The organism is Streptomyces aurantiacus (assembly GCF_027107535.1).
Taxonomy (GTDB): domain Bacteria; phylum Actinomycetota; class Actinomycetes; order Streptomycetales; family Streptomycetaceae; genus Streptomyces.
In genome coordinates, this window is the sequence record NZ_CP114283.1 from 5,691,545 (window position 1) to 5,716,670 (window position 25,126).

Consider the following 25,126-nt stretch of genomic DNA (forward strand, 5'->3'; position numbering starts at 1 on the left):
ACATCAGCCGAGGCGCACGAGCCCCCGCAGCGCCGCGCTGCGTCCGCGGTCGGGCACCGTCCACAAGGTCTGCCCTCTGACTCCCCAGCGCGCCAGCAACGCGTTGGCCGCGAGGAAGCCGCTCGTGGCCGCGCGCTCCATGAGGGCCACCGGCAGCCCCGTGCGGACCAGGTCACCGGCCACCACCAGCCCGGGGTCAGGGGTGCGTACGGTCGGCCGGTCGCCGTATCCGCCGACCGGGAACAGCGGGCAGTCGGCCCGCCACTCGTGGCGTTCGTCGACCACCGTCGCCGCACGGGTCTCCGGATAGGCCTGGTGCAGTTGCTCGACGAGGTGCTTCTGCTCGACGTCGGGGACCGCATGATCGGGCAGGGCGTAGGCGTGCAGTTCCACGACTGATCCACCGGTGCGCGAGGCCCAGCGCCTCGCTTCGCCCTCGAAACGCTCCAGCACACTGACGTTGTCGAGGGTCCCGTAGCCGCTGGTGCCCAGGAATCCGGGGCGGTCGGCCGCGACGGGGCGGTCCAGCCACAGACGCGACACGAGGAACTGCGGCGCACCACGCAGCCGGGCGATTCGCTCGCGCCACGCTCTGTCGGCCAGGCGCGGGGAGCGCGCGACAAGGGAACTCAACCCGGCCGAGTCCAGGGCGAGTACCGCCGTGTCGTAGTGCTGTTCCCGCGCATCGGCGGCGACGAGGAAGCCGCCGTCGGAGGTGGGTTCGACCGTCTGGACGGGGGTGTCGGTGCGCAGGTCGACGCCATGGCCACCCAGGTAGTCGGCGAGGGGGTCCCACAGGGCGGTGGGGAAGGGCTCGGAAGGCACGTCGAAGAGCAGCCCTTCCGCGGAGCCCAGGAAGTAGATGTGGAACATCAGCACCATCTCCGCCGCGGACAGTTGGCGGGGATCGGCGAAGAAGCTGCGCGAGAACACCTCGAACGCGAGATGGTGCGCGGCTTCGGGGAAGCGGATCGACTCCAGGAAGTCGTGGGCGCTGATGCCGTCGAGCTGCGTGTAGACGTCCGGAACGCGGACGTCGAGGAGAGGCAGTGCGGCGACCGGGTTCATGCGCAGGAGATCCCGCAGCCCGAAGGTGGGGCTCAGGGCGACGAAGCCGAGCGCGCTCCACGGCGGTGTGCGCGGTACGTGCCGGAAGCTGTCGCGCAGACCGCCGCTGTGCCACAGCGGGTAGTCGGGCAGCCCACGCAGGCGGTCGAGCCGCGGGTCGGTACGCCGCAGAAGTCCGCGCAGGTTGTAGTACTGCCGGAAGAAGGCGTGGAAGCCGCGGCTCATCGTCGCGGCGCTGCCGTCGGAAAGGGTGGTCCGCCACCCGGCCAGGCGTCCGCCGAGGGTGGGTTCACGTTCGTACAGCGTGACCCGCACGCCTCGTTCGGCCAGGGCCGTTGCCGCCGCCAGCCCCGCGATGCCGCCGCCGACGACTGCGGTCGTCGGGGGCCGGTCGCCGGTGAAGCGGGGTGCGCCCGACGCGGGAAGAATCGTGCGGGCCCGCCGGTCCCTGCCTCGTCGGGCGGCGTCCGGCCGCCGGGGCGCGGTCATCGCCCCGTCTCCCCGGCCGTGCCCGGTCGGCGGGCGACGATCGTGTGCGTGATGCCGGTCTGCCAACCCGGCAGGGGCAGCGCCCGTACGTCCTGGAATCCGGCGGAACGAACCCGGGCGGCGAAGTCGCCTGCCGTGTCGAACTCCACGACGCTGCGCCACAGGTGGCGATAGAGGGTGCCGTCGCCGAGGGCGGTGGCGACGGGCAGGACCAGGCCCCGGCACACGCCCGTCCACACCGCGCGGTGGGCGGCCCGGCCGCTGAGGGTGTACTCGTGCACGGCCAGTCGTCCCCGTGGCGCCAGCGCCTCGCGTACGGCGTTGAGCACGGCGTCGGGATCGGCGACGTTACGGAAGAGGTACGCCGCGAACACCGCGTCGAACGGTCCCCGCACGCCTGCCTCCGCCAGGCGTTCGGCGGGAGCCTGCACGAAGGTCACACCGTCGCGCCACGGTTTGCCGGCGGCGCGCTCCAGCATTCCGGCGGAGGCGTCCACGGCGGTGATCTCGGCGTCGGGAAGAACCGTGGCCAGCGCGGCCGTCGAGGCCCCGGTGCCGCATCCGAGGTCCAGTACACGAAGGGCGCCACGGCTGTGGGACAGGCCCAGGCGGCGCGCCGAACGGCGCAGGTGGGCGTGGTATCCGGGGTTGGCGGCAACCAGTGTGTCGTAGCTGCGAGAGGCGTGGTCGAACGCGGCGGCCAGGCCCTCGTCGCGCAGCAGGGGCATGCGGTCTCCTCGGTCGGGTTGCACAGGTCTCCTTCGTGCCGGGTCAGGGTCCGGGAAAGGGCCGGCGGGGAAGCCAGGACAACTCCGCCGCGGAGCGGAGCATGGGCAGTACGGGTGTGTGGACGCCGAGGGACAGGTCTTCGTGGAGGCGGGTCGTGCCGTCGAGGAAGCGGAGTAGTCGTTCCATCGGAACCTGGGAGAAAAGCCGCGCGAAGAACGCGGCCCCGTCCACCCGGCCGCCGTCCAGGGCCCGCAGCATCACCGCGTCCATCGCACGCGAGCGCGCCGAGTGGGCGGGCGGAGGCATGGGGTGGCGGCCCCCGCGCAAGGCGTCCGCGACGGCTCGCGTCTGGCGTTGCACGCCGGAGAAGGTGTAGCCCGTGGACGGCCGGGTGGCGCCTCCCGCGGCGCCGATGCGGAAGACCGACGGCGCCGACCGGCGGGCGAAGCGCGCGTCGGTCATGGGAATCACGCCGGTCTCGGTCGAGGTGACCTCGAAGTGGCCGAGGCGCAGCACGTCCTCGGCGTAGCGGCGCAGGGCGGTGTCATAGGCCTCGCGGGGCAGTACGGCGCCGGAGAACTCGGTGTACTCCACGAGTGCTTCGTGGCGGCCGGTGGGCAGGACGTAGCCGAAGGCGAGTCCGTGCGGCGGCTGCGGGACCCGGAAGTCCATGAGCTCCACCGTGCCGGGATCGAACACCGGCCGGTCGGTCCGGACGAACCAGCCGTGGAAGTGCTGCAGCAAAGTGGTGCGGGCCGCCGGGAGGCTGCCGAGCGGTCTGGAGTCGAAGACCCAGCGGGCGCGCACCGTCAGCGGGCGGCCCTGGCGGGTGCGGCCGCGGATCTCGGCTCCGTCGGCGATGCCGTCCACGGTCTCGACGGTCGCCTCAAGTCGACGGACGTCGTCGCTGCGCGCCAGATCGCGGGCGACGAGGCGCTCGAAGTCGTCGGAGCGCAGCATTTTGTAGGTGAGGGGCGTGATGTCGTCCGCGGCCACACGGCCGTCGGGGGTGTGGACCCGGAGCTGCCGCCACGTGGCGGTAAGGGCCTCGTCGTACGGGCCGGGGCCCTGCTCCCAGAAGCACCACGTCCGGCTCGGCGGGCGGAGCGGACCGGGTGGGGCGTCCACCAGGACGGCGGTCACACTCCGGGATCCGGAAGCGGGGTGGGCGAGACGGTGGGCGAGGGACAGTCCCGCGGCTCCCGCGCCCACGATGGCCACCTCGGCGTCCAGCACGAACCGCTCCCTCCCTGCGCGTTCCACCGGAGGTGCGCGCGCAGCCGGTGGCCTGTCGAAGGTCCTTCACTCCGCGAGGGCCGCGCGGATGCAGGGCCGGCCGGGTTGTCGTCGGCAGCGCGCGGATCAGGTCGGCTCGCCTGCCTCAGCATGCCCGGTGCAGCCCGCCTCAGCATGCCCGTTGAAGACCGTCGTCCTCGAGGCGGCGCCCCAGCCGGTGGAGTCCGCGCCTGGCGTGGCTCTTGACCGTGCCCAGCGGCCATCCGGTGACTTCGGCGATCTGTGTCTGGGTCAGGTCGTCGTAGAAGGCGAGGGTGAGTACGCGGCGCTGGGCGGCGGGCAGCTTGGCGAGTTCATGGCCCACCACGACCCGGTCGAGCACGGCGGCCGGGGTGTCACCGTCGACGGGCCCGACGGACATCCGCGCCCCGGCCGCCACCACGAGTTCCGCCCGCCGTGTGCGCGCGGACAGGGCGTCGACGATCTTCCGGCGGGTGATCCCGACGAGCCACGCGCCCAGGGCGCCGCGCTCCGGGGCGAATCCGGCGCGGCCCCGCCAGGCGGCGAGGAACACCGTCTGTGTGACGTCCTCCGCCTCGCGGACGTCCCCGAGGGAACGCCGCGCCAGTGTGTGCACCAGAGTGCCCCACCGCTGGTAGGCCGCGGCCAGACCGGCCTCGTCACCGGCGGCGAAACTCGCGGCGAGTTCCTCGTCGGCCAGGGGCTCCTCCGCCGGAGCCCACAACGGGACGCTGTCGCGGGTCTGCTCTGTGACCTGTCGTGCAGCCATGGTGTCTGCTCCTCGTGCGGGCGCGATGGCCGTTCCGTGTCGCGGGGGCGGAAGTGGTTCGGCCGGAGTCGTCTACCCCCGGCGTGCCGGATATCGGTCTCGGAGGGCCTCGGCTCCATCACCCTGCGAGAAATCCCACCCGCGCCTCAACTCGCATCGTCTCTGCATCACTTTCCGCGGTGCGCGGTGGTGTGCCCTCGCCCGACCGGCCCAACGGTGGAAACCGGGCGCACTTTCTCGCCCGTCCGGCGCATCCGCGGAGGCCTCTGCCACGGAAAGCGTTTCAGTCAGACACCCAAGCGAACGCGACGAGAGGAACCGGGATGCGCTCCAGCAAGGCCAAGGATCACGCCGTGTCCGGGACGGCGCCCGGCCCTCATCCCGAGCCCCCGCGTGCCCGCGCGGACGACCTCGCGCGCCTGCGGGGCGGCCACCCCGACTCCGGGCACGCGACAGCGGGCGATCCGCCGCCGCGGTTCCCGCTGGACGTGGACGATCTGCACACCATCGACAGTGACGTCTCCGCGGCCGTGGGGCGTGTCCTCGAAGAGCATCTGGCCGAGCGGGCGGAGCGTGCCACCGCCCTGGACCCGACGTTCGGCCGGGACCTCGCCGAACGCGTCGCGCGCTTCACCCTCAACGGCGGCAAGCGCACGCGTGCCCGTTTCGTGTGGTGGGCGCTGCGTGCCTGCGGCGGCGGCCCGAGCGAGGCGGAAGCCGCCCTCCGCGTCGGCTCCGCCCTGGAACTGATCCAGACCTGCGCCCTGGTCCACGACGACGTGATGGACGGCTCGCGGATGCGCCGGGGACGGCTCGCCCTGCACGCGGACGTCGCCGCCCAGTACGCCGACACCGTTGCGCCCTCACTCGGCCCGCGCTTCGGCGAAGCCGCCGCGATCCTCGCCGGGGACCTGGCCCTGGCCTGGGCGGACGACATCGTCGCGACCATCGACACGGCGCCGGCCACCGTACGCGCCCTGTGGAGCGCCATGCGGACCGAGATGGTGGCCGGGCAGTACCTGGACATCCACGGCCAGGCCACCTCGTCCCGCTCCCTGGCCCGCGCGCTCCGTGCCGCCTGCCTCAAGAGCGCCCTCTACTCCGTGGAGCGCCCGCTGGCGCTCGGAGCCGCCCTCGCCGGAGCGGATCCCGCGCGCACCGAGGCGCTGTGCTCGGCGGGCCGCCGCGTCGGCATCGCCTTCCAGCTCCGTGACGACCTCGACGACGTCTTCGGCGACCCCCGGCACACCGGCAAACCCACGGGCGGCGACATCCGGGCGGGCAAGCCCACCTACCTCGTCGCCCTGGCGCAGGCCCGCGCCGAGGCGACCGGGAACCGGCACGGCCTGGCCGTGCTGCGGCAGGCCCTCGGCCGCGCCGACCTGTCCGAGAGCCGCCTCGACGAGGTCCGTGACGTACTGGTCGACACCGGCGCTCGTGACATCGTCGAGGCGAGGACCCAGCGGCTGGTCGCCCAGGGCATGCGCCACCTGCGGTCCGCCCCGCTCGAGCCGGAGGGCCGACTGCGGCTACGGGAACTGCTGCAGGCCACGGCGGGACCATCCACTCGGCCCAGGCCCGCACCCACACCACGCGGCATGCAGGACGACACGCCCGTCCCGCTCCTGCTCGCCGCCGGCGCAGAGAGGTCCGTCCGATGACCAGAAGCGTCCCCGGACCCACGGACCACGTCGTGGTGGTCGGCGCCGGGCTCTCCGGCCTGGCGGCCACCCTGCACCTGCTGGGGGCGGGCCGTCGGGTCACCCTCGTGGAGCGCGACACCCTGCCCGGAGGCCGCGCCGGACGCCTGGACCGCGCCGGCTACCGCATCGACACCGGCCCCACCGTGCTGACCATGCCCCACCTGGCCGACGAAGCCTTCGCCGCGGTCGGCGAGAGTCTCCACGACCGCGTCGACCTCATCCCCCTCCACCCGGCCTACCGGGCCCTGTTCGCCGACGGCAGCAGCATCGACGTACACACCGGTGCGGAGGCCATGGAGGCGGAAGTCGAGCGCTTCGCCGGCGCCGAGGAGGCCGCGGGATACCGGCGGCTGCGCCACTGGCTGGAGCAGCTGTACCGGACGCAGATGCGGCACTTCATCGACACCAACTTCGACTCGCCGTTCCAGCTGCTGACACCGGACCTGGCACGGCTCGCCGCACTCGGCGGGTTCGGGCGCCTGGACGCGGGGATCGGCCGTCACCTGCGCGACGAACGCCTGCGCCGCGTCTTCTCCTTCCAGTCGCTGTACGCCGGAGTCCCGCCGAGCCGGGCCCTCGCCGCGTACGCCGTGATCGCCTACATGGACACCGTCGCCGGCGTGTACTTCCCCCGCGGCGGCATGCACGCCCTGCCGCAGGCCATGGCGGACGCCGCCGCGGACGCGGGAGCGGACCTGCGCTTCGGACAGGACGTCCTGCGGCTGGAGCGCTCCGGCTCCCGCGTCACCGCCGTCGTCACCGATCAGGAGCGCATTCCGTGCGACGCCGTGGTCCTCACCCCTGACCTGCCGGTCGCCTACGGCCTTCTCGGTCACACGCCCCGCCGCCCCCTGCGGATCAGGCACGCACCGTCGGCCGTCGTCCTGCACGCCGGTACCGACCGGACCTGGCCCCGCCTCGCTCACCACACGCTGTCCTTCGGGGCACCGTGGCACCGCACCTTCGACGAACTCACCCGCACCGGCCGTCTGATGAGCGACCCCTCACTGCTCATCACCCGTCCCACCGCCACCGATCCCACGCTCGCGCCGCCCGGCCGCCACCTCCACTACGTCCTCGCGCCGTGCCCGAACACCGACATCGGACCCGACACCACCGCCTGGGCCGATCTCGCACCGCGCTACCGCGACAGTGTCCTGCGGGTGCTGGAGCGGCGCGGATTCGAAGGCATCACCGACGCCATCGAGGAGCAGACACTCGTCACGCCGGCCGACTGGCAGGCCCAGGGGCACGCGGCAGGAACGCCTTTCTCGGCCGCCCACACCTTCGCCCAGACCGGACCTTTCCGGCCGCGCAACCTCGTCCGCGGCACCGACAACGCGGTACTCGCGGGCTGCGGCACCACACCGGGCGTCGGCGTCCCGACCGTCCTGCTCTCCGGCAAGCTCGCCGCGGCCCGGATCACCGGGCTGCACGCGGCCCCCGGTCCACACCGCAGGCGCACCGCGCCGACCACCCCGGAAGGAACGCACTGATGACCGTCCGTGAACTCGACGCGGCGGGCATCACCGACCCGGCACTGCGCGACGCCTACACACAATGCCGCCGGCTCAACGCCCGGCACGGCAGGACCTACTTCCTCGCCACCCGGCTGCTGCCCGTCCATCGGCGTCCCGCCGTCCACGCCCTCTACGGTTTCGCCCGCTGGGCGGACGACATCGTCGACTCCATGGACCCGGGCATCGCGCCCCGGCGCCGCGCCGCGGACCTCGACCGCCTCCACACACGCCTGGCGCAGGGACTCAGAGACGGTGACAGTCCCGAGCCGGTGGTGCTCGCACTGGCCGACACGGCCCGGCGGTACGCCATCGACCACCAGTACTTCAGCGACTTCATGGCGTCCATGCGCAGCGACCTGGAGATCACCGACTATCCGACCTACGACGACCTGCGTGCGTACATGCACGGTTCCGCGGCGGTCATCGGGCTCCAGATGCTGCCGATCCTGGGAACCGTGGTCCCCCGCGAGGAGGCGGCCCCGCACGCGGCCGCCCTGGGCGTGGCCTTCCAGTTGACCAACTTCCTGCGTGACGTGGGCGAGGACCTCGACCGGGGACGGGTCTACCTGCCCGCCGACCTGCTGCGCGCCCACGGCGTCGACCGGGAGCTGCTGTGCTGGAGCCGCCGCACCGGCCTCCGGGACCGGAGGATCACCGACGCGCTGAAAGCCGTCGAGGACCTCACCCGCGGCGTCTACCGCGAGGCCGCACCGGGGATCGCGATGCTCGATCCGGTGACGCGCCCCTGCATCCGCACGGCCTTCGTGCTGTACGGCGGCATCCTGGACGCTGTCGCCGACGACGGGTACGGGGTGCTCCACCGCCGCGCAGTGGTCCCCCGCCGACGGCGTGCCGCGGTGGCGGTCGACGGGCTGGTGCGTCTGGTGGCCGCCCAGGTGGTCGGGCGTGCGGTTCGCCGGGCGGCGTCACCGGACTCGCGGGAGCTGCCCGTCCCGAGGCCTGCGGCGTCCGGGGCCCTGCCCGGCGCGGTACCACTGCACGAGGAGATCACGTGAGTCCCGACCGTTCCGCTCGACGCGGACGATTTCCGCTGTCGCTGCGCAAGAACCCGTTGGCGTGGGAGCGGCAGCGTCCCACCTGGCGTGAGGCCCGCCCCGCGGTGATCGCCCAGGCCCTGAAGCGCGCCCAGGCGCGCCCGTCCGGCAACTGGTACGTCGTAGGCGCCACCGAGGACATCCGTGACGACCGGCCCCTGGCCCGGACGGTCGACGGACAGGAAGTGGTCGTCTGGCGCGACGCCTCGAACCGGCTGGTCGCCGGGCCCGGCATCTGCCCTCATCTGGGCGCCCCGCTCCGGGACAGTCCGGTGCGTTGCGGCGCCCTCGTCTGCCACTGGCACGGACTCGCCCTGCGGGGCGACGCGTTCGCGGGCTGGGAGCCCCTGCCCGCGCACGACGACGGCGTCCTCGTGTGGGTGCGCCTGGACGACGTGGGCGGCGAACACCCCCTGGAGGCACCGGTGGTACCGGTCAGGCCCGCCCCGGCGGGAGCGGTGTCGGCCGTCTACGAGGGCGTCGGCCGTTGCGAGCCGGAGGACATCGTCGCCAACCGCCTGGACCCGTGGCACGGGGCGTGGTTCCATCCGTACTCCTTCGTCGACCTGACCGTCGTCGACACGCCCGCGGCGGGCACGGAGTGCGCGGCCACGGACCTGGACGGCTTTGCCGTCGACGTCTCCTTCAAGCTCGCCGGACGACTCGTCGTGCCGGTTCGGGCGGTGTTCACCGCGCCCGAGCCGCGCACGGTCGTCATGCACATCACGGAGGGCGAGGGGCAGGGGTCGGTGGTCGAGACCCACGCGACTCCGCTCGGCCCCGACGAACGGGGCAGGCCCCGGACCACGGTGGTGGAGGCCGTCGTGGCGGCGTCGGACCGTCCCGGGTTCACCGTGGCCCGCAGGATGGCGCCGGTGCTGCGGCCTCTCATGAGGGCCGCGGCCGCCCGCCTGTGGCGCGACGACCTCGCGTACGCGGAGCGGCGCTGGCAGTTGCGCTCGACGGGGCGCTTCCCCGGCTGAACCAGCACGACGCTCGTGGAAACGGGTGACGGCGCCCACCGAGGGCGCAGGCGCGTCCATTGAGAAAGTGGCTGTCGTCGTACCGAAAGTCATCACCTTGAGATATCGGATAGGCCGGAGAAGCAAAAGCTGCCGGTGCCAAAGTTGTCCGCTGTGTGGACAATGCTCTCGCCGCTCATCGGCGTTGTACTCGGCGGACTCATGTCGTTGGTGGCTCAGCACTCCATAGGACGCGCCTCGAACCGGACGGCGCGCCGGGAGGAACGCCTCGCCCACCTCGTCGAATTCCTGTCCGCGGTTCAGGAGGCCGAACGGGTCGCCGTGGACCGCTATCACCACAACCTGACCGACGAGCAGTGGCATGCGCGGGAACGGCAGGCCATCGACAGAGTGTGGGTGAAGCAGAAGACGATCCACATGCTGTGCAGCTCCGACGTCAACGGCGCTGCCCGGGGCGTCGCGTTCGCTGTACAGAAACTGTTCAGAGAGGGCCCCGACGACCCGGGAACACCACAGGACGAGAAGGTGTGGGCACATATCAGCCCCAGTCGGCGGGCATTCCTCGATGCCGCGCGCCGCTATCTGAAGTGAACGGGTTCCTGTTCTTCAGCCACACGCGCCCTCACCTTCACCGACAAGGCCAGAACTCGCAATCGCCGCCCCGGACCGCCCGAATGGGGTGACCTCCGGATGACCTCGAACGGTCTGCATGTTCGGGCATCTCGATTCTGGTCCACTTCCCGCGGTTGAAGGCTGCGAGGCGAAACGGATCATCAGACGCTCCTTGCTCGACGATCGCCCGCGCCCCTTGTGACCGGGAAGCTGTTTCGTCCGTGGATCTCCCAACGACCCCGCCGGCGGAGAGACGTGGGTCACACGCCCCCGTGTCACAGGGAGCCGGGTCACCTCGTCTCAGAGGTGTAGCCACCGACGACCACCGAGGAGCACACGATGGACGCGCGACTGAACTACTTCGCCGGCCCGAACCCCAGCAGGGCCTTCAAGCACTTCATGGCGGCGGGCAAGGCACTCAAGGAATCCCCTTTGCCGACCGCGACGCAGGAGCTGGTGGCGCTGCGCGTGAGCCAGATCAACGGCTGCGCCGCGTGCATCGACATGCACACCAAGGACGCCGCCGCTGCCGGGGAGACCTCCGTGCGGCTGAACCTGGTGGCGGCGTGGCGGGAGGCCACGGTCTACACCGAGGCCGAACGCGTCGCGCTGGAGCTGGCCGAGCAGGGGACCCGGGTCGCGGACGCGGCCGGCGGGGTCGGCGACGAGGTCTGGGCGCGTGCCACCGAGCACTACGACGAGGAGCAACTCACCGCCCTGGTGATCCTGGTGGCCTTCATGAACACGGCGAACCGGCTGAACATCATCACCCGACAGCCGGCCGGCGCCTACGAGACCGGGCAGATCCACTGAAAGGCAGCCCCCCAACCGGCGTGAGCCCGGCCACGGTTGTCGGGCCCCCCGGGCCTTGTGGCCTTGTTCTGCGCGGCCGACGGACCGGATGATCACCAAAAGAGACGATGCCCGCGCCGACGCGTACGGCCGGACGGGAAACCACAGGGGAGAGTCGGCGTGAGCAAGGTCGAGGAGTTCGAGGAGCTACGGCCGCTGCTGTTCTCGATCGCCTACCGGATTCTGGGCAGCGTGGCCGAGGCCGAGGACGCGGTGCAGGAGACCTGGTTGCGCTTCGACGGCTCGGCGACCCTCCCGACATCCATCAAGGCCTTCCTGTCGACCACGGTCACCCGGATCTCGATCGACGTACTGCGCTCCGCACGGGTGAGGCGGGAGGAGTACGTCGGGCCGTGGTTCCCCGAGCCGCTGCTCACCGACCCCTATCAGGATCCGGCACGTGCGGCGGAACTGGCCGACTCGGTGTCGATGGCGGCCCTGTTGCTCCTGGAGCGGCTCAGCCCGCTGGAGCGGTCGGTGTTCGTACTGCGGGAGGTGTTCGGCTTCGGCTTCGACGAGGTCGCCGCGGCGGTGGGGCGGTCGGAGGCGGCGTGCCGGCAGCTGCTGGTACGGGCGCGGCGGCACATGCGGGCCGGACGGCCACGGTTCGAAGCGGACCGCCAGGAACGGCAGGAGCTGGCGGCACGCTTCTTCGACGCTCTCCGCGAAGGCGATGTCGTCGGCCTGCGGGAGCTGCTGGCCGCCGACGTGTCGATGGTCGGAGACGGCGGCGGCAAGGCCCCGCAGTTGGCCAGGGCCGTCGTCGGGGCCGAGAACGTGGCCCGGCTGCTCGCCTCCGTCTTCCCCAGGATGGCCCAGGTCGACGTGACCTTCGAGCCGCGGGAGATCAACGGCCAGCCCGGAGCGGTATTCCGTGACCGGGACGACAAGGTGCTGCACATCCTGGCTCTCGATGTGCTCGACGGGCAGATCCGGACCATCCGCTCGGTGATCAACCCCGACAAGCTCGGCCACCTCGGGCCGGTCGCCGACGCCTGGGCTCTCGACCGCGAGGTGAAGCGGGCTCGCCGGCAGACGAAATGACCCTCGGGACGGGCGTGGTTCGGCTCCTCCGCAGGCAGTTCGCGTCAGCGGCCGCGGGGGGCCGGTCCGCCCGTCCGGCGAGTTCGAGATGGCGCCGGTGCGGACCGCGTCGCGCGGTCAAGCGCCCGCCGAGCGGGACGTGGGACCGCCGCGCAGCAGCCACTGCCCGAACGTCCGGCGCGGGGGCCGTACCACCACTCGGCCATGCAGCTTCCGACCTACCAGCTCCACTCGCAGAGTGACCGGCGTTTCAGGATGCATCGGACCTTGACGGTGCTTGATCCTGCAGTGCGCCAACTGCAGACCATCGGTATCGATCACGACGCCCGGCCTGGTGATCAGCGTCAGGGTCTTCCCCGTCATGCCCACGTCGATCCGCAAGGTGTCGTGCGTGATCACTGCGTCGGTGAAGTCCAGCGTCACCTCGCAGAACGTCACGGCGAGCTCCAGCCTCCGCGGTACCACCCAGCGCCCCACACGCTCGATCGCGCCGCTGTGGATCTGCTCGATCCGCACCACGTCCTTGACCTCGGCTCCGGCCACACCGGCCGCAGCCGGAACGGGCGGCAGGTCAGCGGTGAGCGGGGCCAGTTCACTCAGGGTTCGCGCCGACAGGGCAACTTCCAGGCGCTCGTCCAGCTCGTCCGCGTCGAGCAGGCCGTCCCCCGCCGCGATACGCAGCACATCCACCACCCGGTCCCGGTCGGCGTGCGAGGCTCGCAGCTCGGGGGCCGAGCCGGGGCCGGAGCGCTTCCCGGTGGGCGACATCTCTCCCGACATGCTTCCGTCCCGGTCCTCTCGAACGTCTCCGTGCCACACAGGCAGCGGCGCGAGTAGAAGACTAACGTCATATCGCGACATGGATTCCGGCCAGGCTCCCTCGCAGAAGTGATGAGCGGGGGCGAGCATCGGCGTACTGCATCCATCATGCCGAGGCCAGGTCGCGACAACAACCGCGCTCCCGGGGCCGGTTCGCGTCCTTCCCGGAGACTCCTCAGCGCGGTCGGGACACACCTGACGGTCGCACCGTCAGGGCCTGGTCGGCGGAGCCACGACCAACTCGGAGTCCGGGTCGTGGTCGATCCGCGGAGGGCCGGCGACGATCATGTCGGCTCGGGCCCACGGCTGTTCTCGCAGCATGAACGGCAGTTCCTCCAGCAGCCAGTTCGCCACGTGCTCCCGCTGCTCGGGGCGGTCACCGTCGCGTACCGTCAACAAGCGCTCCTGCTCGGCAAGGTCACCCTGCATCCACACCGAGGCGTCCCACCACGGGGCCAGTTCTTCACGGATGACGCCGGTGCCCTCGATCCAGACGATGTCGGCGCCGCCAGGGACGGTGATCGATCCGGGCCGGTCGTGGGCGATCCAGGCATCGGGGCGGAAGTCCACCGCCTCGCCCCGATGCAGGGGCTGCAGAACGTTCTCGACGAGTGCGGCGCCCCAGTCGAAGCAGGCATGGTTCCAGGCGATGTCGTCGGTGTGCACGATGGCGGAGTGGGGCACCACCTTGCCCAGCCGCTCGGCAAGGGTCGTCTTTCCGGCTCCACCCCGCCCGTCGATCGCGATCACCCGCGGACGTCCACTGACGTCGGGGGAGACAGCGCACAGCTGTCGGACGGCGTCGAGGACGGTCACCACCCGCCAGCCGACCGCCTCGGGCTCACCTGGATGTAAACGCATCGACAACCCGTCTCGGAAGGCAAGGACAAGGGGTCCGGTGCCCGGACGGTTCACCGGTCGCCCGGACGTATCGATCTCCTGGCCGAAAGGTTACGTCCGTGCCGACGACAAAGCTCGGTCCGATTCACCGGCTCCCGCGTCGGCCGCGCTGTCGGCCGCACCCGCCCCGCAGGTGCCTCGACTGCCGTCGGCGACGCAGCGCCAGGCATCGCCTCCGCCGCCTGCCCGCTCCCGCCGGCCACAGCCTTCCAGCAGTACCACGAAGCACACGAACCGCACGAACCACCTTGTTCCCGCCGACGACACCAAGGACAGTGGCCATGGAAAACCAGAGCCTCGACCAAGTCGCTCAGTTCTGCTGAAGATCGGCGGCAACCTTCTCGTCTCCGGCGACCACTGAGCAACGCCACACCGACACGCTCTTCCGAACGGATGACCATGCACGAAACAAGGCAGGCAGCCCGGCGTCACAAGCGCAGACGCAGGCTGATGACGGGCGGTGCCGCGGCGCTGGCGGCCACGGGGCTTCTCGTCTGCGTGGTCATGGCACTGCAGCCCGACCGCAAGGCCGAGACCAAGCGCACCACGGCCACCCCGGTCGCCGGCTCCCAAAAGACCCTCCCGCCGGCACCCCCGAGCAAGAAGCCGCCCAAGGCATCCCCGTCCGCGTCGTCTCCGACCGCCACGGCCGGCTCGGCCAAGCCGAAGGCGCGGGCTTCGGCCACCAGTTCCCCGCGGACGACTCCCGCCACGACATCCCTGGCCGGACGGATACGACCGAACGTCACCTACCAAGGGGTCGCCACCCTCTACGACGCCGGGACTGGCGACGGCGCCTGCTCGTACGGCCCGAGCGACGACCTCATGATCGCGGCCATGAACACCACCGACTACCAGACGTCCAAGGCCTGCGGCGCACACGTGCTCGTCCGCGCCGCCAACGGCGCCTCCGTCACGGTCCGGATCACCAACGAATGCCCGTCGCCCTGCGCACCCGGACAACTCGACCTCAGCGAACAGGCCTTCGCCAAACTGGCCACTCCCTCGACCGGCAGGATCGCGATCACCTGGAGCCTGTTGAGCCCCAGCACGTCCGACACGATCTCCATCCGCTACAAGACCGGATCCAGCCCCTACTGGTGCGCCATACAGGCGATCGGCCATCGCAATCCGCTCGCGCGCCTGGAGGTCCGCACCGGCAGCGGCTGGCGCCAGCTGACGCGCACCGACTACAACTACTTCCTCGCTGCCGACGGCGGTGGATGTGGCGGCACGATCAGGATCACCGACATCTACGGAGAGCAACTCACCGTCAACGGGATCGCACTGCGGGCGGAAGCCGTGCAGCCCACACGCGTCCAGTTCGCACGCCACTGACTCCGCCGCCCGCCCTGCCGCCCACCGCCTCCCTCCCCCGCCACTAGAAAACTTTGACTAGAGCGGGTTCGGGGGCATACGGTCGAGGTCCGATCGCACCGCTACGCGCAGGCGGACCGGGCACACGGAAGCCTGAGAACAGTGGGAGAGCTGTTGCCGGAAACCTTGACGGAGACGACGTACGCGAATGAGACGACGGTGCCCCTGCTGCCGTGCTCGACGGTGGAGGGGACGCTGGAGTTCTACCAGGCCCTCGGTTTCGAGGTGACTTACCAGCAGACGAAGCCGTACCTCTACCTCGCTCTGCGCTGGAGCGGCTTCGAGGTGCATTTCGGCAAACCGCCCCAGGGATACAACCCGAGCCGGAACGACGGTGGCGGCTGCCTGGTCATGGTCGACACGGTCGCGCCGTACCACGCCGCGTTCACCCAGGCCATGCGGACCGCCTACGGCAAGGTGCTGGCGGCCGGGTATCCACGCATCACGCGTTTCCGCCCCGGGCAGACCCGATTCACCCTCCTCGACCCGTCCGGCAACTCACTGATCTTCATCCAGCGGGACGAACCCGCGGAGCTGGAGTACGGCGGCTCCAAGAAGCTGCACGGCCTGGAGAAGGCTCTCGACAACGCCCGGGTCTTCCGCGAGTTCAAGAACGACGACCGTGCCGCTTTCCGGGCGGTCACATCGGCACTGCGCAGGCACGGGCCAAAGGCTCAGGCCGTCGACCGGGCGCTGGCGCTCGCGACACTCATCGAGCTCGCGACCGCATTGGACGAGCAGGACGAGATCGATGTGCGGACCCGGGAGCTGTCGCTGATCCAGCTCACCGCGTCGGAACGTCAGCGAGTGGAGAGCGAACTGCGCAACGCCGAACACCTCGAGGAATGGCTGACGCCGGAGCCGGCGGCCTCCGACAGCGTGTCCGAATCCTGAAGCGCCGACGAGGTCACGCGGTGACGCCGCGTCGGCGGTGGCACACCCCGGCCCACCGCACATCCATGCGGCGGGCCGGGGTCGGTGCGGGTGCGATCAGGTCCAGCGGTTGGAGCAGCCGGACGTCCAGCGGTGGGAGCTGATGGCGTTCGAGGCGCGCACCCCGTTGCTGAAGGTGTTGTCCCTCAGGTCGTCGACGTACAGCTCCCCGCGCGCCAGACAGCCCGTGCCGCCTCGCGAGTTCGTGAGGTCGTAGAACTGGACGTTGTTGACGCCGCCCGAGTACGTACCGGTGTTCAGCACGGACCAGGCGAAGTTGTCGTCCGCGGAGGTGAAGGGCCCGGTGTTGTCACCCCAGTTGGCATCGTTGCCCGAGGCCGTGCCGAGCAGGCTGCTGCAGTCGGTGAGGAGGTAGGCACGCATGTTGCCGTCCTCCCGGTGAGCGTTGTACTGGGCGTCGCAGTTGGGTCCCTGGGCGCCGGCCGAGTCGGCCTGGGCCGTGGCCGGGAGTGCGGTGCCAAGGGCGACGGCCAGTCCGACCGCTGCCAGGGCAGCACGAATCTTCCGCATGACTTCTCCTTGATTGTGCGATTGATACGGATGGACAGTCGGTCAGTTCGAGGACGAGCTGCTCCGGTTGGCCGCCGCCAGAGCTGCCCACTGCATCCGGGCGCTGGTGGAGATCTCCTTGGAGTAGCGCCTGCGCACCGGGGCTCCGTACTCGCGGTCCAGCTTCTCCAGCGTCCTGGCCAGTGCGGATCTCCGAGCACAGGTGCTCTCCGCCACGGCCAGTTCCACCTCGGCGGCGTGCTTCTCGGCGCCGCTCAGCCCTTCGGTGCGCTTCGGCAGATCGGCCTGTACTGCTTCGGGGTCGGCGTACGCACGCCCGGTGGTGCGGCGCATGCAGTCGGACCACACCCCGAGCGCGGTGGTGAAGCGCTTGTCGCGTACGAGCTTCGGCACGTACAGCGCTGTGAGGTTGGTGGCGATCTTGTTGGCGTGGAAGTAGGTCCCGGGGTCGCCGTACAGCTTCTTGCGGGCCTCGTGCTCGCAGCCGCCGACCGCGCTGCGGATGGAGCCGCCGGCCGGCAGCCGAACGGAGCGGACCGGGGTGTCCGGGCCGCCGCTGAGGGCGGTGAGGTATCGGGTGCGTTCCGCACGGGACAGGCGGTTGCGGTAGGCGAGGTTGGGGTCGCGCTTCTTGAGAGTGAAGAACTTCCGCTGGATCAGTCCGCCGTACCCGTGTTCGCGCGCCCAGGAGACGTCGTTGAGCACGAACGGGTGCGCAAAGGCGCGCAGTTCCCGCGGGCTGAGCGGCGCGAGAACCCAGTAGCGGAAGCCGGCTTGTGTCATGCACTGTCTGATGAGCCGCTGTTCAGCCTGCTCGACACGACTTCGTTCGGCGTCGGTCAGTTCACGTGCCGGGCCGACGGACGAGGACCCGGCCACCGGTCGGCCGGAGTCGGCGGCCGGACCCACGACCGTCGTGCCGACGGCGATGGCCCCGGCCAGTGCGGCCGCTGTGACGGTGGCGATGCTGATGACGCTTGCTCGCAACGGTGTTCCCCCTGGCCCGTGGTGTGCCGACCCGCGCTGTGATGCCCCGTCAGGCTGTCAGCGCGGGTGCCGGGCCGCCACACGGTGAAGTTGTGGCTTAAGCGTCGCGACGATCAGGCTGGTCGGTGCGGCGTTGCCCCGGCACGCTCTTCAGGAGGGCCAGCCCGGCGGGAGTGATGGTGTGCAGCACGAGCTTGCCGCGACGCACGCTCAACAGCAGACCGGCCTCGCGCAGGACGGCGGTGTGCTGGCTGGCGGCGGGCCTTGAGATGCCGCACCGTCCGGCCAGCTCGCTCGTGGTGCGGCCGGTCACGACGGCTTCCAGCATGGCGGCGCGTGTCCGCCCGATGAGGGCGCCGAGCGACTCGGGGGAACCTGCGGGAGCAGGCTCTCCGAGCGCGTGCTGCAGGGGGTAGGCGAGTGTCGGCGTCAGATCGCTGTCGGCAAGTGTGACGGGGGTGCGGAAGCAGAAGAAGGTCGGTTGCAGCTGTAGCCCGCGACCGCCGAGACGGATCTCCCGCTCGACCGGGTAGTCGGCTTCCAATACGGGTGACTGCCAACGGAGTACGGGTTTGAAGCCCGACAACAGCCCCTCCGCGCCGCCCTCCATCATGGCCCGGGCCCGCAGCGCGAGGTCCGCCTCCACATGAGCCCGCAGGTGCGCCCACACCGGCACGAGGGCGTGCCGGTGGTACGCACGCAGGGCGGCACCGAGTCCGCGCAGCGCCCCGGTCTTCCCCTCGGCCAACGCGCGGGCCCCGGCGGGGAGTGGCCTCTGCCGTTCGGCGGCAAGTGTGGACAGGTCCGTTCTCAGGCGGTCGCGGGAGGTGCCGAGTACGGTGTCGAGCGCGCTCTCGAACTCGGAGACCCCGCGGAGATCGGGGGTGAGGAAGTCGGGTGAGTAGCCGCGCGGAGGCAGCAGCACGGCCAGCGGCGCGCAGGCCGGAGGCAGCCCCACGCGCACCTGGCGCCGCCATGCGGCGAGCCCGGGGACACCGCGGGCTCCGGCAGCCAGACTCTGGAAGCTGTTGGTGAGCTCCCACAAGGGGTCGGGCCCCGTCGCAACACGCACCCGGGCAAGATCGTCACTGGTGAAGTGCACCCGCAGCATGAGATCTCCGATGGTGGTCGGTCATCGGTCTTCGTGCCCCGCCACAGTGGCTGGAGCGCCCAGGTGTGAACAAGGCGCCATTCGGTCACTGTGCGCCCAAAGGGAGATGAGTCCGGTGATGGGATCTGGTGCACTGCCGAGCGCCGGCTGCGGCTATGAAACGGCTCGCTCCTGGGGGACCGTGAGCACGATCTTGCCTTGGACATGCCCTCGGGCGGCGCGTTCGTGCGCTGCCCGGGCGTCCGCGAGCGGAAACGTACTGTCTATCGCGACGCGAACCGTGCCCGCGTCGAGCAGGCGCCCCAGTTCGGCCAGCTGCGCGCCGTTCGAGCGGACCTGAGCACTCGACACCGTGACGCCGAGCTTCGCGGTCTCTTCCGCGTCGAATTCCCCGGGGAGCACGGGGAACTGGGCACCGCCGCGCTTGAGCGTGCGCAGGAAGCGCCGGCTGTCCGGGCCGCCGACAGTGTCGAGAACGAGGTCGACGTCACGCACGAGCTCTTCGGGACGACTCCTGGTGTAGTCGATGAACCGGTCGGCGCCGAGCTCGCGCAAGAACGGTTCATGTGCGCCTGATGCCACCGCGATGACACGTGCGCCCTTCCGTTTCGCCAGCTGCAGCGCGAGGTGCCCCACGCCGCCGGCGGCGCCGTTGACCAGCACCGTCGTGTCGGCGTCGAGTGCCGTCGGGCGATGCCGCGCCTCCTGGAAGGGCGAAGGGTGATCGTGCCCGACCTCGTAGAGGAACTGCCAGGCCGTCAGTCCGGCCATGGGCGCTCCAGCTGCGTGCGCGTGGTCGATGCCGGCCGGCTTGCGTGCGAGGTCCGACGCGGGCGCGGCCACGTACTCGGCGTATGCGCTGCCGTCGAAGCTGGGAAAACGCAGAAGACCGAACACTTCGTCACCGACGTCGAGACGGTCCACGTCCGCAGCGACGGCCTCGACGACACCCGACACATCCGTCCCGGGAATCACCGGAAGGCCGACCGTCGACTCCGTCTCCCCCGGCATCCTCGTCAGCCCACCGCGCAGGTACCGGTCCGGAGGATTGACACCCACCGCGTGCACGCGAACGAGCACCTCACCCGGCCCCGGTTCGGGGATCGGCACCTCGTCGTATCGCAGAACCTCGGGGCCGCCGTGCTCATGGAGCCGGATCGCTCTCATCGTGTGTGTCGGCATCGTTCTCTCCTGCCCGCATCGCGGGATAGCCTTATTCGGATCAGCGCTCCACATAAGTGGTTCACTGATCCGAATATATGGACCACTGATCCGGACAGTCAAGAGGGGCAGATGCGGGCCGACGCCAGGAAGAACCGCGACCACGTGCTCGCCGTCGCGGGCACCGCCATCACCGAAGAGGGCGTCGACGTATCACTGCGCGACATCGCGCGCAGGGCCGAGGTCGGGCTCGCGACGCTGCTGCGCCATTTCCCCACGCGTGAGGCGCTGCTCGAGGCCCTGCTCCACACGAGCTTCGGTGAACTCACGGCGCGGGCGGGCGAACTCGAGACGTCGTACTCGCCCGAGGACGCCCTAGTTTCGTGGCTGCGCGACTGTGTCGCGTGGACAACCGAGTACCGGGGCGTGACCGTGCTGATGGCGGCCGCCATCGATGACACCGAGTCCGCGCTCCATGCTTCGTGCGTCACCCTGCGCGCAGCCGGTGCGCGACTCCTCGCCCGTGCCCAGGCCGTGGGCGCGGCGCGGAGCGACATCGACGGCACAGATCTGTTCGCGCTGATCGCGGCGCTGGCGTGGCTCGGCGACCAACCCTCGCTGGCCCCCCGCGCAGACCATCTCTTCAACGTCGTCGCGAGCGCGATCCTGACGAACCCGGCAAGCACCGATCCCGCGGGAACGCGACCCTCGGTCCCCTGACTGAGGGCATCGCATACGTGAACCGATGACCTCGGTTGCCTGACTCCCCCAGCGGTGAACTCCGGGCACGACCGGCCACCCTGCCCGGGGGCCGTTCTCCGGAGAGCCCCCGGGCAGCTCTCGCAATGCGAGCCGGAACTCCCGACGGCCGCCGACCGAGCGCAGGTTCACCGTCACCGACCGCTCCCGGGCGATCCTCCGGGACTGCTTCGGTCGGTGGGTCTGGTTTCGGGAGAGGGACGGCGGTTGCCGTGCCAGTCCAGTATCAGGACCGTGGCGTCGTCGCTGAGGGTGCCGCGGCAGGCGTCGAGCACCGCGGCGGTCAGGCCCCGGACGGCTTCGCGGGGATGCAGCGCGCCGGTCTCGTGAATGATGGAGGCGAGGTCGACGTCGGCGGCGGCGCGTTCCTGCATGCCGTCGGTGAGCAGGATCAGGCGGTCGTCGGGGCGCAGTTGCAGCTCCTGCAGGCGGTAGGTGGTGGGCGCCGCCACGCCGAAGGGCAGGTTCGCGGTGAGGCTGATCTCTTCGACGGTGCCGTTGCGCAGTCGTAGGGGCCGGGGGTGGCCGGCGTTGACGAGTTCGCACAGGCCGGTGTCGAGGTCGACGCACAGCAGCTGTCCGGTGGCCAGGCCGCGGTTGTGGTCCAGCAGTGCCTGGTGGGCGTGGCGGGCCTGTCTGAGGGCGTCACAGCCGCTGCGGCGGGAGCGCCGCAGGGCGCCGACCAGCAGGGTGGCCAGCAGTGCGGAGTTCGTGTCGTGGCCCATGGCGTCGGTGATGGACAGGTGCAGGGTGTCGCGGTCGAGGGTGTAGTCGTAGGTGTCGCCCCCGATGTCGTCGGCCGGTACCAGCCCGGCGGCGAGGGTGAACTGGGGCGCCTCGCAGCAGGGGGCCGAGGGCAGCAGCTGGTGCTGGATCTCCGCGGCCAGGCTCGTCTCGGTGGTGCGCCGGCCGAGGTGGTACAGGTCGGTGAAGCGGCGGTCCGTGACGATGATGTAGGCCAGCGCGTGGGCCGCGTCACGGACCTGCCGCAGCACGGTCTCGTCCGCGGCCTGCAAGGTCACCTCCAGTACGCCGATGCAGTCCCCGCGGTTGCTGACCGGCGTGATCACGCGCAGCCCGCCCTCGCCGTCCGCCTCCACACGCTGGCGCTGACTCCGCAGAACGCTGTCGTAGACGCTGTTCCGGAGGTCGACCGGTTCGGCGTGGTCGGCGGCGTCACCACCGGTCGCCGCAAGCCGTACCATCCGCTGGCCGATGAGGTCGAGGAACAGGAACGACACTTGCTCGGCACCGAACCGCTTCTGCAGGTCGTGTGCCACCACATCGACGGACTCCCCGGGCGGAGCCGCCTCCGCGGCGGTCAGCAACTCCCCCAGCTCCAGGTCTCCACTCTCCACGACAACCTCCTTACGGTTGCCGCACCTACTTCCCCAAGTCCCCGCAACATCACCTGTCGAGCTCATTTTGGCAGGTCAGGAGAGTGGACCGAGGCGTACGGGACGTTCATCGAGGTGTCTGGACGCCCGGAACCGGGGAAGGTCCTCCTCCTCGACGAGGACGACCGGGGCCTGCTCGCGGCGCCGTCGGCGCACCCCGTCGTGGCGTGCGATTCAGTCGGCCCCTGAGCGTTTGCGCGCTCGAGCGGTATGGCCGACGGCCGGGCGGGTCATCGAGGGTTCTCCTCGGGTTTCCGCCCCCAGACGGTGAGCATGCCTGCCGACAGAGCAGCGCACTCGTCGGAGTCCAGATACCGGACCGCGGCGTCGACGGCCGTGTCGTCGACCATGCCGGTGGCGAGCATCGCTGCCCTGCTCCGCTCCCACGTGTCCGCCCAGAAGCGGCTGATGGGACTGCCCGGCGACAAGGGGGGCACATGGATCTCGGCAGCGACGGACGCGAGTCCCGCCGCACGCAGCAGATGCGGGTACGACGGCACCCAGGAGACATCGGTGCCGATGGTGGCCCCCAGCCCCTGCCACATCGCCCGCATCGCCACGCTGTACGGCGTGCCGGGCTTCCGGTCGTTCGTCAGGTCGACCGCGTCGCTGAGGACCAGCACGCCGCCGGGCTCGACGAGTTCGGCGAGTTGCCCGATCAGTCGGGCGTGTTCAGGGAGGTGCATCAGTACGAAGCGCGCGTGCACGAGCCGGAACCGGCCGGGCACGACCTCCGGGTCGGTGATGTCGGCCTCCAGTACGTCGAGCCCGGGTACAGCCCGCTCCACGAGGAAGCGGACGTCACGGTCCACCGCGAGCACGCTCGCCACCCCTGCCTCGTCCAGCAGCCTGCGGGAGACCGTGCCGGTACCGGCACCCACGTCGAGACAGTGCCACCCCGGGCCCGCCCCGAGTGCCCGCAGCCGCTTCATGGTGATGTCGTCGTAGGCGAGGGCTCCGAAGTCGATGCGCTCACCCTCGCCTGTCTGTTCCGGACGGAAGACGGTCTCGCCGTAGCGGCCGCCGCCCGGCGCGTCCCCGCGCGGAGCGGCGCTCACGTCGCGCTCGGCGCAACGCCGAGGGTGTCGTCCCGGACCGGTTCCAGCACCCGGTCGACGAGGGACAGGAGCAGCGGGTCGTCAAGCTGAATCAAGGCCGTACCTCTTCACACGGTGGGGCGGTTCCCGGCAGCCCGTGCCAGGGCCGCCGCCCCGCCGATCCTCCACCGACGACCGCCCGCACAGCCGAGGCGCGCCGCACCTGACCCGATCGGGCGGACGGTCGGGGATCTCCGGGTCCTCATTTCTGCTGCGTCATCTCGGTGTCCAGGGGAAGTACCAGGCGGCGCCCGCGGAAGCGCTCGCGCAGCAGCCGGTCGTGCGTCACCACGACGAGCGTGCCGGTGTAGTGGGCCAGTGCTGCCTCGATCTCTTCCACCAGGGCGGGAGCCAGGTGGTTGGTCGGCTCGTCGAGCAGGAGCAGATCGAGTGGGCCGGCCGTCACGAGCCGGGCCAGTTCGAGCTTGCGGCGCTGCCCGACGGACAGGTTGCGTACGGGAACAGTGAGGTCGGCGGTGTGGAACAGGCCGAGCGCGAGAAGGGTGTCCGCGTGCTCGTCGGGCTGCCCCGCCCGGCCGGCCGCGAATGCCGCGAGCAGCGTCCGGGCGTCGAAGGCGTCATCGGGCGCGCTTTGCTGCCGTAGGAATCCGACCCGGTGTGGTTGGCGCACGGCACCGGCGTCAGGTGTCAGTTCCCCCGCCAGCAGGTGGAGAAGGGTGCTTTTGCCGGCGCCGTTGGGGCCGGTGACAAGGAGTCGGTCCCCAGCGGCGAGTTCCAGTGACGGAACGTACAACCGCCCTTCGACCAGGGCGTCTTCCAGGTGAACTGCCGTTGACGCCTCCTCGGCGTTCGGTGTGCCCTCGACGCGGCCTGTGAACCGCAGTGGCTGCGGAGGCGGCGGCACGGGGTGCTCCCTGAGCCGTTGCAGCCGTTCGCGTGCGTTCCGGATGCGGCTTTGTGCGCCGTGCGACCGCGAGCGGGCCCGGAAGGCTCCGGCGCCGCTGAACGCCCACGGACCTTTGCGGGGGATCTCGGCCAGCAGTCCGATACCGGCGGCGGCGAGGTGTTCCTGTCGGGTGACCTCGTTGCGCCATTGCTCGTGGTTCCACACCCACCGGGCCCGGGCCGCCGCCTTGGCGGCGAGGAAGCCGTCGTAGCCGTTGCCGTAGCGCCGTATCGTGCGCCGGTCGTGATCCACCTCCAGGACGGTGCCGGTGACGCGCTCCAGGAACGCCCGGTCGTGCGTGGCCACGACGACCGTGCCCCGATGACGGCGCAGGCGTCCTTCGAGCCAGGCCACGGCCTCGTCGTCCAGATCGTTCGTCGGCTCGTCGAGCAGCAGCAGTTCCGGGGCGAGGGCCAGGGCCGCGGCGAGCGCGAGCCGGGAGCGCTGGCCTCCGGAGAGGGTACCGAGCGCACGCTCCCGGTCCAGTGGCGCGCGCTCGCCGAGTCGGCGCAGGCCCACCTCGACCCGGCGGTCCGCTCCGTGCCCGCCGCGCGCGTCGAACTCGGCCACCAGCGCGGCGTAGCCCGCCAACTCGGCGGGACCGGCCGTGCCCAGGGTGGTCTCAGCGACACGAATACCGTGCTCCAGGGCCCGTAGCTCGCCCAGTACGTGATCCACGGCGTCGCCCACGCGCGCCGAACCGGGCAGGTCGAGGGTCTGGCGAAGGTGGCCGGTACCTCCCGGTGCGATGACGGTGAGGCCGCCGTTGTCGACGGGCTCCTGTCCTGCCAGCAGTCGCAGGAGCGTGGACTTCCCAGAGCCGTTGTCGCCGACGATGCCGACCCTTTCGCCCGGCCGGATCGTGAAGGACACGCGGTCCAGCACCAGGCGGTCGCCGTAGCGCTTGGTCACCTCCGCAAGAGCGATCTGAGACGTGGTGGGAGGGGAAGCGGTGAGGGTGGTGTCGACGGAAGCACAGTGCAAGAGCACTCCTTGGCTGGGTGAACAGGATTGTGCGGCGAGCAGAGGGAGACCGGCTGCGGGCCGATGAACATGAAACTAGACG

23 protein-coding genes are annotated in these 25,126 nt (G+C 70.9%); 10 read left to right on the forward strand and 13 right to left on the reverse strand.

The genetic code is table 11. The features are described 5' to 3' along the window. Positions 1-3: 3 nt before the first annotated feature. From O1Q96_RS27475 to O1Q96_RS27490, 4 genes are all read right to left on the reverse strand, one after another. Entirely contained in the window at positions 4-1,557 is a 1,554-nt protein-coding gene (locus tag O1Q96_RS27475; RefSeq protein ID WP_269250693.1) for an FAD-dependent oxidoreductase, read from the reverse strand. Continuing rightward, positions 1,554-2,285: a class I SAM-dependent methyltransferase gene (locus tag O1Q96_RS27480; protein ID WP_269250694.1), complete on the reverse strand. Its 732-nt coding sequence runs from the start codon at positions 2,283-2,285 to the stop codon at positions 1,554-1,556. The genes O1Q96_RS27475 and O1Q96_RS27480 overlap by 4 nt, the downstream gene beginning before the upstream one ends. Before the next feature lie 43 nt (positions 2,286-2,328). Beyond that, positions 2,329-3,522: a lycopene cyclase family protein gene (locus tag O1Q96_RS27485; RefSeq protein WP_269250695.1), complete on the reverse strand. Its 1,194-nt coding sequence runs from the start codon at positions 3,520-3,522 to the stop codon at positions 2,329-2,331. 169 nt (positions 3,523-3,691) lie between these two features. Continuing rightward, positions 3,692-4,312 carry a sigma-70 family RNA polymerase sigma factor gene (locus O1Q96_RS27490; RefSeq protein ID WP_269250696.1) on the reverse strand — a complete coding sequence of 207 codons (621 nt, stop codon included), beginning with the start codon at positions 4,310-4,312 and terminating at the stop codon, positions 3,692-3,694. Positions 4,313-4,635: 323 nt separating this feature from the next. Here O1Q96_RS27490 and O1Q96_RS27495 point away from each other — a divergent pair, with 323 nt between their 5' ends. The 7 genes from O1Q96_RS27495 (at position 4,636) to O1Q96_RS27525 (ending at position 12,081) form a co-directional block, all read left to right on the forward strand. Then, the gene (locus tag O1Q96_RS27495; protein ID WP_269250697.1) at positions 4,636-5,973 is read left to right on the forward strand and encodes a polyprenyl synthetase family protein; all 1,338 of its coding nucleotides are present in this window, start codon (positions 4,636-4,638) and stop codon (positions 5,971-5,973) included. Continuing rightward, on the forward strand, positions 5,970-7,511 hold the full coding sequence (gene crtI / locus O1Q96_RS27500; protein ID WP_269250698.1) for a phytoene desaturase family protein: 1,542 nt from the start codon (positions 5,970-5,972) through the stop codon (positions 7,509-7,511). Before O1Q96_RS27495 ends, crtI begins: the two co-directional genes overlap by 4 nt. After that, positions 7,511-8,551, forward strand: a complete 1,041-nt coding sequence (locus tag O1Q96_RS27505) for a phytoene/squalene synthase family protein (RefSeq protein WP_269250699.1) — start codon at positions 7,511-7,513, stop codon at positions 8,549-8,551. Before crtI ends, O1Q96_RS27505 begins: the two co-directional genes overlap by 1 nt. After that, the gene (locus O1Q96_RS27510; RefSeq protein WP_269250700.1) at positions 8,548-9,573 is read left to right on the forward strand and encodes a Rieske (2Fe-2S) protein; all 1,026 of its coding nucleotides are present in this window, start codon (positions 8,548-8,550) and stop codon (positions 9,571-9,573) included. Before O1Q96_RS27505 ends, O1Q96_RS27510 begins: the two co-directional genes overlap by 4 nt. A 162-nt stretch (positions 9,574-9,735) precedes the next feature. Further along, positions 9,736-10,164 carry a hypothetical protein gene (locus tag O1Q96_RS27515; protein WP_269250701.1) on the forward strand — a complete coding sequence of 143 codons (429 nt, stop codon included), beginning with the start codon at positions 9,736-9,738 and terminating at the stop codon, positions 10,162-10,164. 360 nt (positions 10,165-10,524) lie between these two features. Continuing rightward, positions 10,525-10,998: a carboxymuconolactone decarboxylase family protein gene (locus tag O1Q96_RS27520; RefSeq protein WP_269250702.1), complete on the forward strand. Its 474-nt coding sequence runs from the start codon at positions 10,525-10,527 to the stop codon at positions 10,996-10,998. 159 nt (positions 10,999-11,157) lie between these two features. After that, on the forward strand, positions 11,158-12,081 hold the full coding sequence (locus tag O1Q96_RS27525) for an RNA polymerase sigma-70 factor (protein ID WP_269250703.1): 924 nt from the start codon (positions 11,158-11,160) through the stop codon (positions 12,079-12,081). A gap of 117 nt (positions 12,082-12,198) precedes the next feature. Here O1Q96_RS27525 and O1Q96_RS27530 read toward each other — a convergent pair whose 3' ends face one another. Together O1Q96_RS27530 and O1Q96_RS27535 are read right to left on the reverse strand one after the other, a co-directional pair. Next, positions 12,199-12,861 (reverse strand): DUF1707 SHOCT-like domain-containing protein, encoded by a 663-nt coding sequence (locus O1Q96_RS27530; protein ID WP_269250704.1) that lies wholly within the window; start codon positions 12,859-12,861, stop codon positions 12,199-12,201. 249 nt (positions 12,862-13,110) lie between these two features. Next, positions 13,111-13,761, reverse strand: coding sequence for a uridine kinase family protein (locus O1Q96_RS27535; protein WP_269250705.1), 651 nt, complete (start codon positions 13,759-13,761; stop codon positions 13,111-13,113). Between the two features lie 432 nt (positions 13,762-14,193). Here O1Q96_RS27535 and O1Q96_RS27540 point away from each other — a divergent pair, with 432 nt between their 5' ends. Further along, on the forward strand, positions 14,194-15,138 hold the full coding sequence (locus tag O1Q96_RS27540; RefSeq protein ID WP_419586959.1) for an expansin EXLX1 family cellulose-binding protein: 945 nt from the start codon (positions 14,194-14,196) through the stop codon (positions 15,136-15,138). Positions 15,139-15,291: 153 nt separating this feature from the next. Beyond that, positions 15,292-16,071, forward strand: a complete 780-nt coding sequence (locus tag O1Q96_RS27545; protein ID WP_269250707.1) for a VOC family protein — start codon at positions 15,292-15,294, stop codon at positions 16,069-16,071. A gap of 96 nt (positions 16,072-16,167) precedes the next feature. Here the strand turns inward: O1Q96_RS27545 and O1Q96_RS27550 are convergent, their stop codons facing one another. The 4 genes from O1Q96_RS27550 to O1Q96_RS27565 form a co-directional block, all read right to left on the reverse strand. Beyond that, on the reverse strand, positions 16,168-16,641 hold the full coding sequence (locus tag O1Q96_RS27550) for a hypothetical protein (RefSeq protein WP_269250708.1): 474 nt from the start codon (positions 16,639-16,641) through the stop codon (positions 16,168-16,170). Positions 16,642-16,683: 42 nt separating this feature from the next. Continuing rightward, positions 16,684-17,628: a hypothetical protein gene (locus O1Q96_RS27555; protein WP_269250709.1), complete on the reverse strand. Its 945-nt coding sequence runs from the start codon at positions 17,626-17,628 to the stop codon at positions 16,684-16,686. Positions 17,629-17,725: 97 nt separating this feature from the next. Next, a complete protein-coding gene (locus O1Q96_RS27560) occupies positions 17,726-18,739 on the reverse strand; it encodes an ArsR/SmtB family transcription factor (protein ID WP_269250710.1) in 1,014 nt (337 codons plus the stop codon). Between the two features lie 153 nt (positions 18,740-18,892). Beyond that, positions 18,893-19,921 (reverse strand): NADP-dependent oxidoreductase, encoded by a 1,029-nt coding sequence (locus O1Q96_RS27565; RefSeq protein WP_269250711.1) that lies wholly within the window; start codon positions 19,919-19,921, stop codon positions 18,893-18,895. A gap of 111 nt (positions 19,922-20,032) precedes the next feature. Here O1Q96_RS27565 and O1Q96_RS27570 point away from each other — a divergent pair, with 111 nt between their 5' ends. Next, complete coding sequence (locus O1Q96_RS27570; protein WP_269250712.1) at positions 20,033-20,620, forward strand: TetR/AcrR family transcriptional regulator; 588 nt, start codon at positions 20,033-20,035, stop codon at positions 20,618-20,620. Positions 20,621-20,793: 173 nt separating this feature from the next. Here O1Q96_RS27570 and O1Q96_RS27575 read toward each other — a convergent pair whose 3' ends face one another. From O1Q96_RS27575 to O1Q96_RS27585, 3 genes are all read right to left on the reverse strand, one after another. After that, positions 20,794-22,017: a PP2C family protein-serine/threonine phosphatase gene (locus tag O1Q96_RS27575; protein ID WP_269250713.1), complete on the reverse strand. Its 1,224-nt coding sequence runs from the start codon at positions 22,015-22,017 to the stop codon at positions 20,794-20,796. Between the two features lie 269 nt (positions 22,018-22,286). Next, positions 22,287-23,114 (reverse strand): class I SAM-dependent methyltransferase, encoded by an 828-nt coding sequence (locus O1Q96_RS27580; RefSeq protein WP_269250714.1) that lies wholly within the window; start codon positions 23,112-23,114, stop codon positions 22,287-22,289. Positions 23,115-23,355: 241 nt separating this feature from the next. Then, complete coding sequence (locus tag O1Q96_RS27585; protein ID WP_419586960.1) at positions 23,356-25,044, reverse strand: ABC-F family ATP-binding cassette domain-containing protein; 1,689 nt, start codon at positions 25,042-25,044, stop codon at positions 23,356-23,358. Positions 25,045-25,126 lie beyond the last annotated feature (82 nt).

Bases quoted from the DNA above. Each gene is read 5' to 3' on its own strand.
- O1Q96_RS27475 (WP_269250693.1), bottom strand. From the start codon at position 1,557: ATGACCGCGCCCCGGCGGCCGGACGCCGCCCGACGAGGCAGGGACCGG.
- O1Q96_RS27480 (WP_269250694.1), bottom strand. From the start codon at position 2,285: ATGCCCCTGCTGCGCGACGAGGGCCTGGCCGCCGCGTTCGACCACGCC.
- O1Q96_RS27490 (WP_269250696.1), bottom strand. From the start codon at position 4,312: ATGGCTGCACGACAGGTCACAGAGCAGACCCGCGACAGCGTCCCGTTG.
- O1Q96_RS27495 (WP_269250697.1), top strand. From the start codon at position 4,636: ATGCGCTCCAGCAAGGCCAAGGATCACGCCGTGTCCGGGACGGCGCCC.
- crtI (WP_269250698.1), top strand. From the start codon at position 5,970: ATGACCAGAAGCGTCCCCGGACCCACGGACCACGTCGTGGTGGTCGGC.
- O1Q96_RS27505 (WP_269250699.1), top strand. From the start codon at position 7,511: ATGACCGTCCGTGAACTCGACGCGGCGGGCATCACCGACCCGGCACTG.
- O1Q96_RS27515 (WP_269250701.1), top strand. From the start codon at position 9,736: ATGCTCTCGCCGCTCATCGGCGTTGTACTCGGCGGACTCATGTCGTTG.
- O1Q96_RS27520 (WP_269250702.1), top strand. From the start codon at position 10,525: ATGGACGCGCGACTGAACTACTTCGCCGGCCCGAACCCCAGCAGGGCC.
- O1Q96_RS27530 (WP_269250704.1), bottom strand. From the start codon at position 12,861: ATGTCGGGAGAGATGTCGCCCACCGGGAAGCGCTCCGGCCCCGGCTCG.
- O1Q96_RS27535 (WP_269250705.1), bottom strand. From the start codon at position 13,761: ATGCGTTTACATCCAGGTGAGCCCGAGGCGGTCGGCTGGCGGGTGGTG.
- O1Q96_RS27540 (WP_419586959.1), top strand. From the start codon at position 14,194: ATGACCATGCACGAAACAAGGCAGGCAGCCCGGCGTCACAAGCGCAGA.
- O1Q96_RS27550 (WP_269250708.1), bottom strand. From the start codon at position 16,641: ATGCGGAAGATTCGTGCTGCCCTGGCAGCGGTCGGACTGGCCGTCGCC.
- O1Q96_RS27560 (WP_269250710.1), bottom strand. From the start codon at position 18,739: ATGCTGCGGGTGCACTTCACCAGTGACGATCTTGCCCGGGTGCGTGTT.
- O1Q96_RS27565 (WP_269250711.1), bottom strand. From the start codon at position 19,921: ATGCCGACACACACGATGAGAGCGATCCGGCTCCATGAGCACGGCGGC.
- O1Q96_RS27570 (WP_269250712.1), top strand. From the start codon at position 20,033: ATGCGGGCCGACGCCAGGAAGAACCGCGACCACGTGCTCGCCGTCGCG.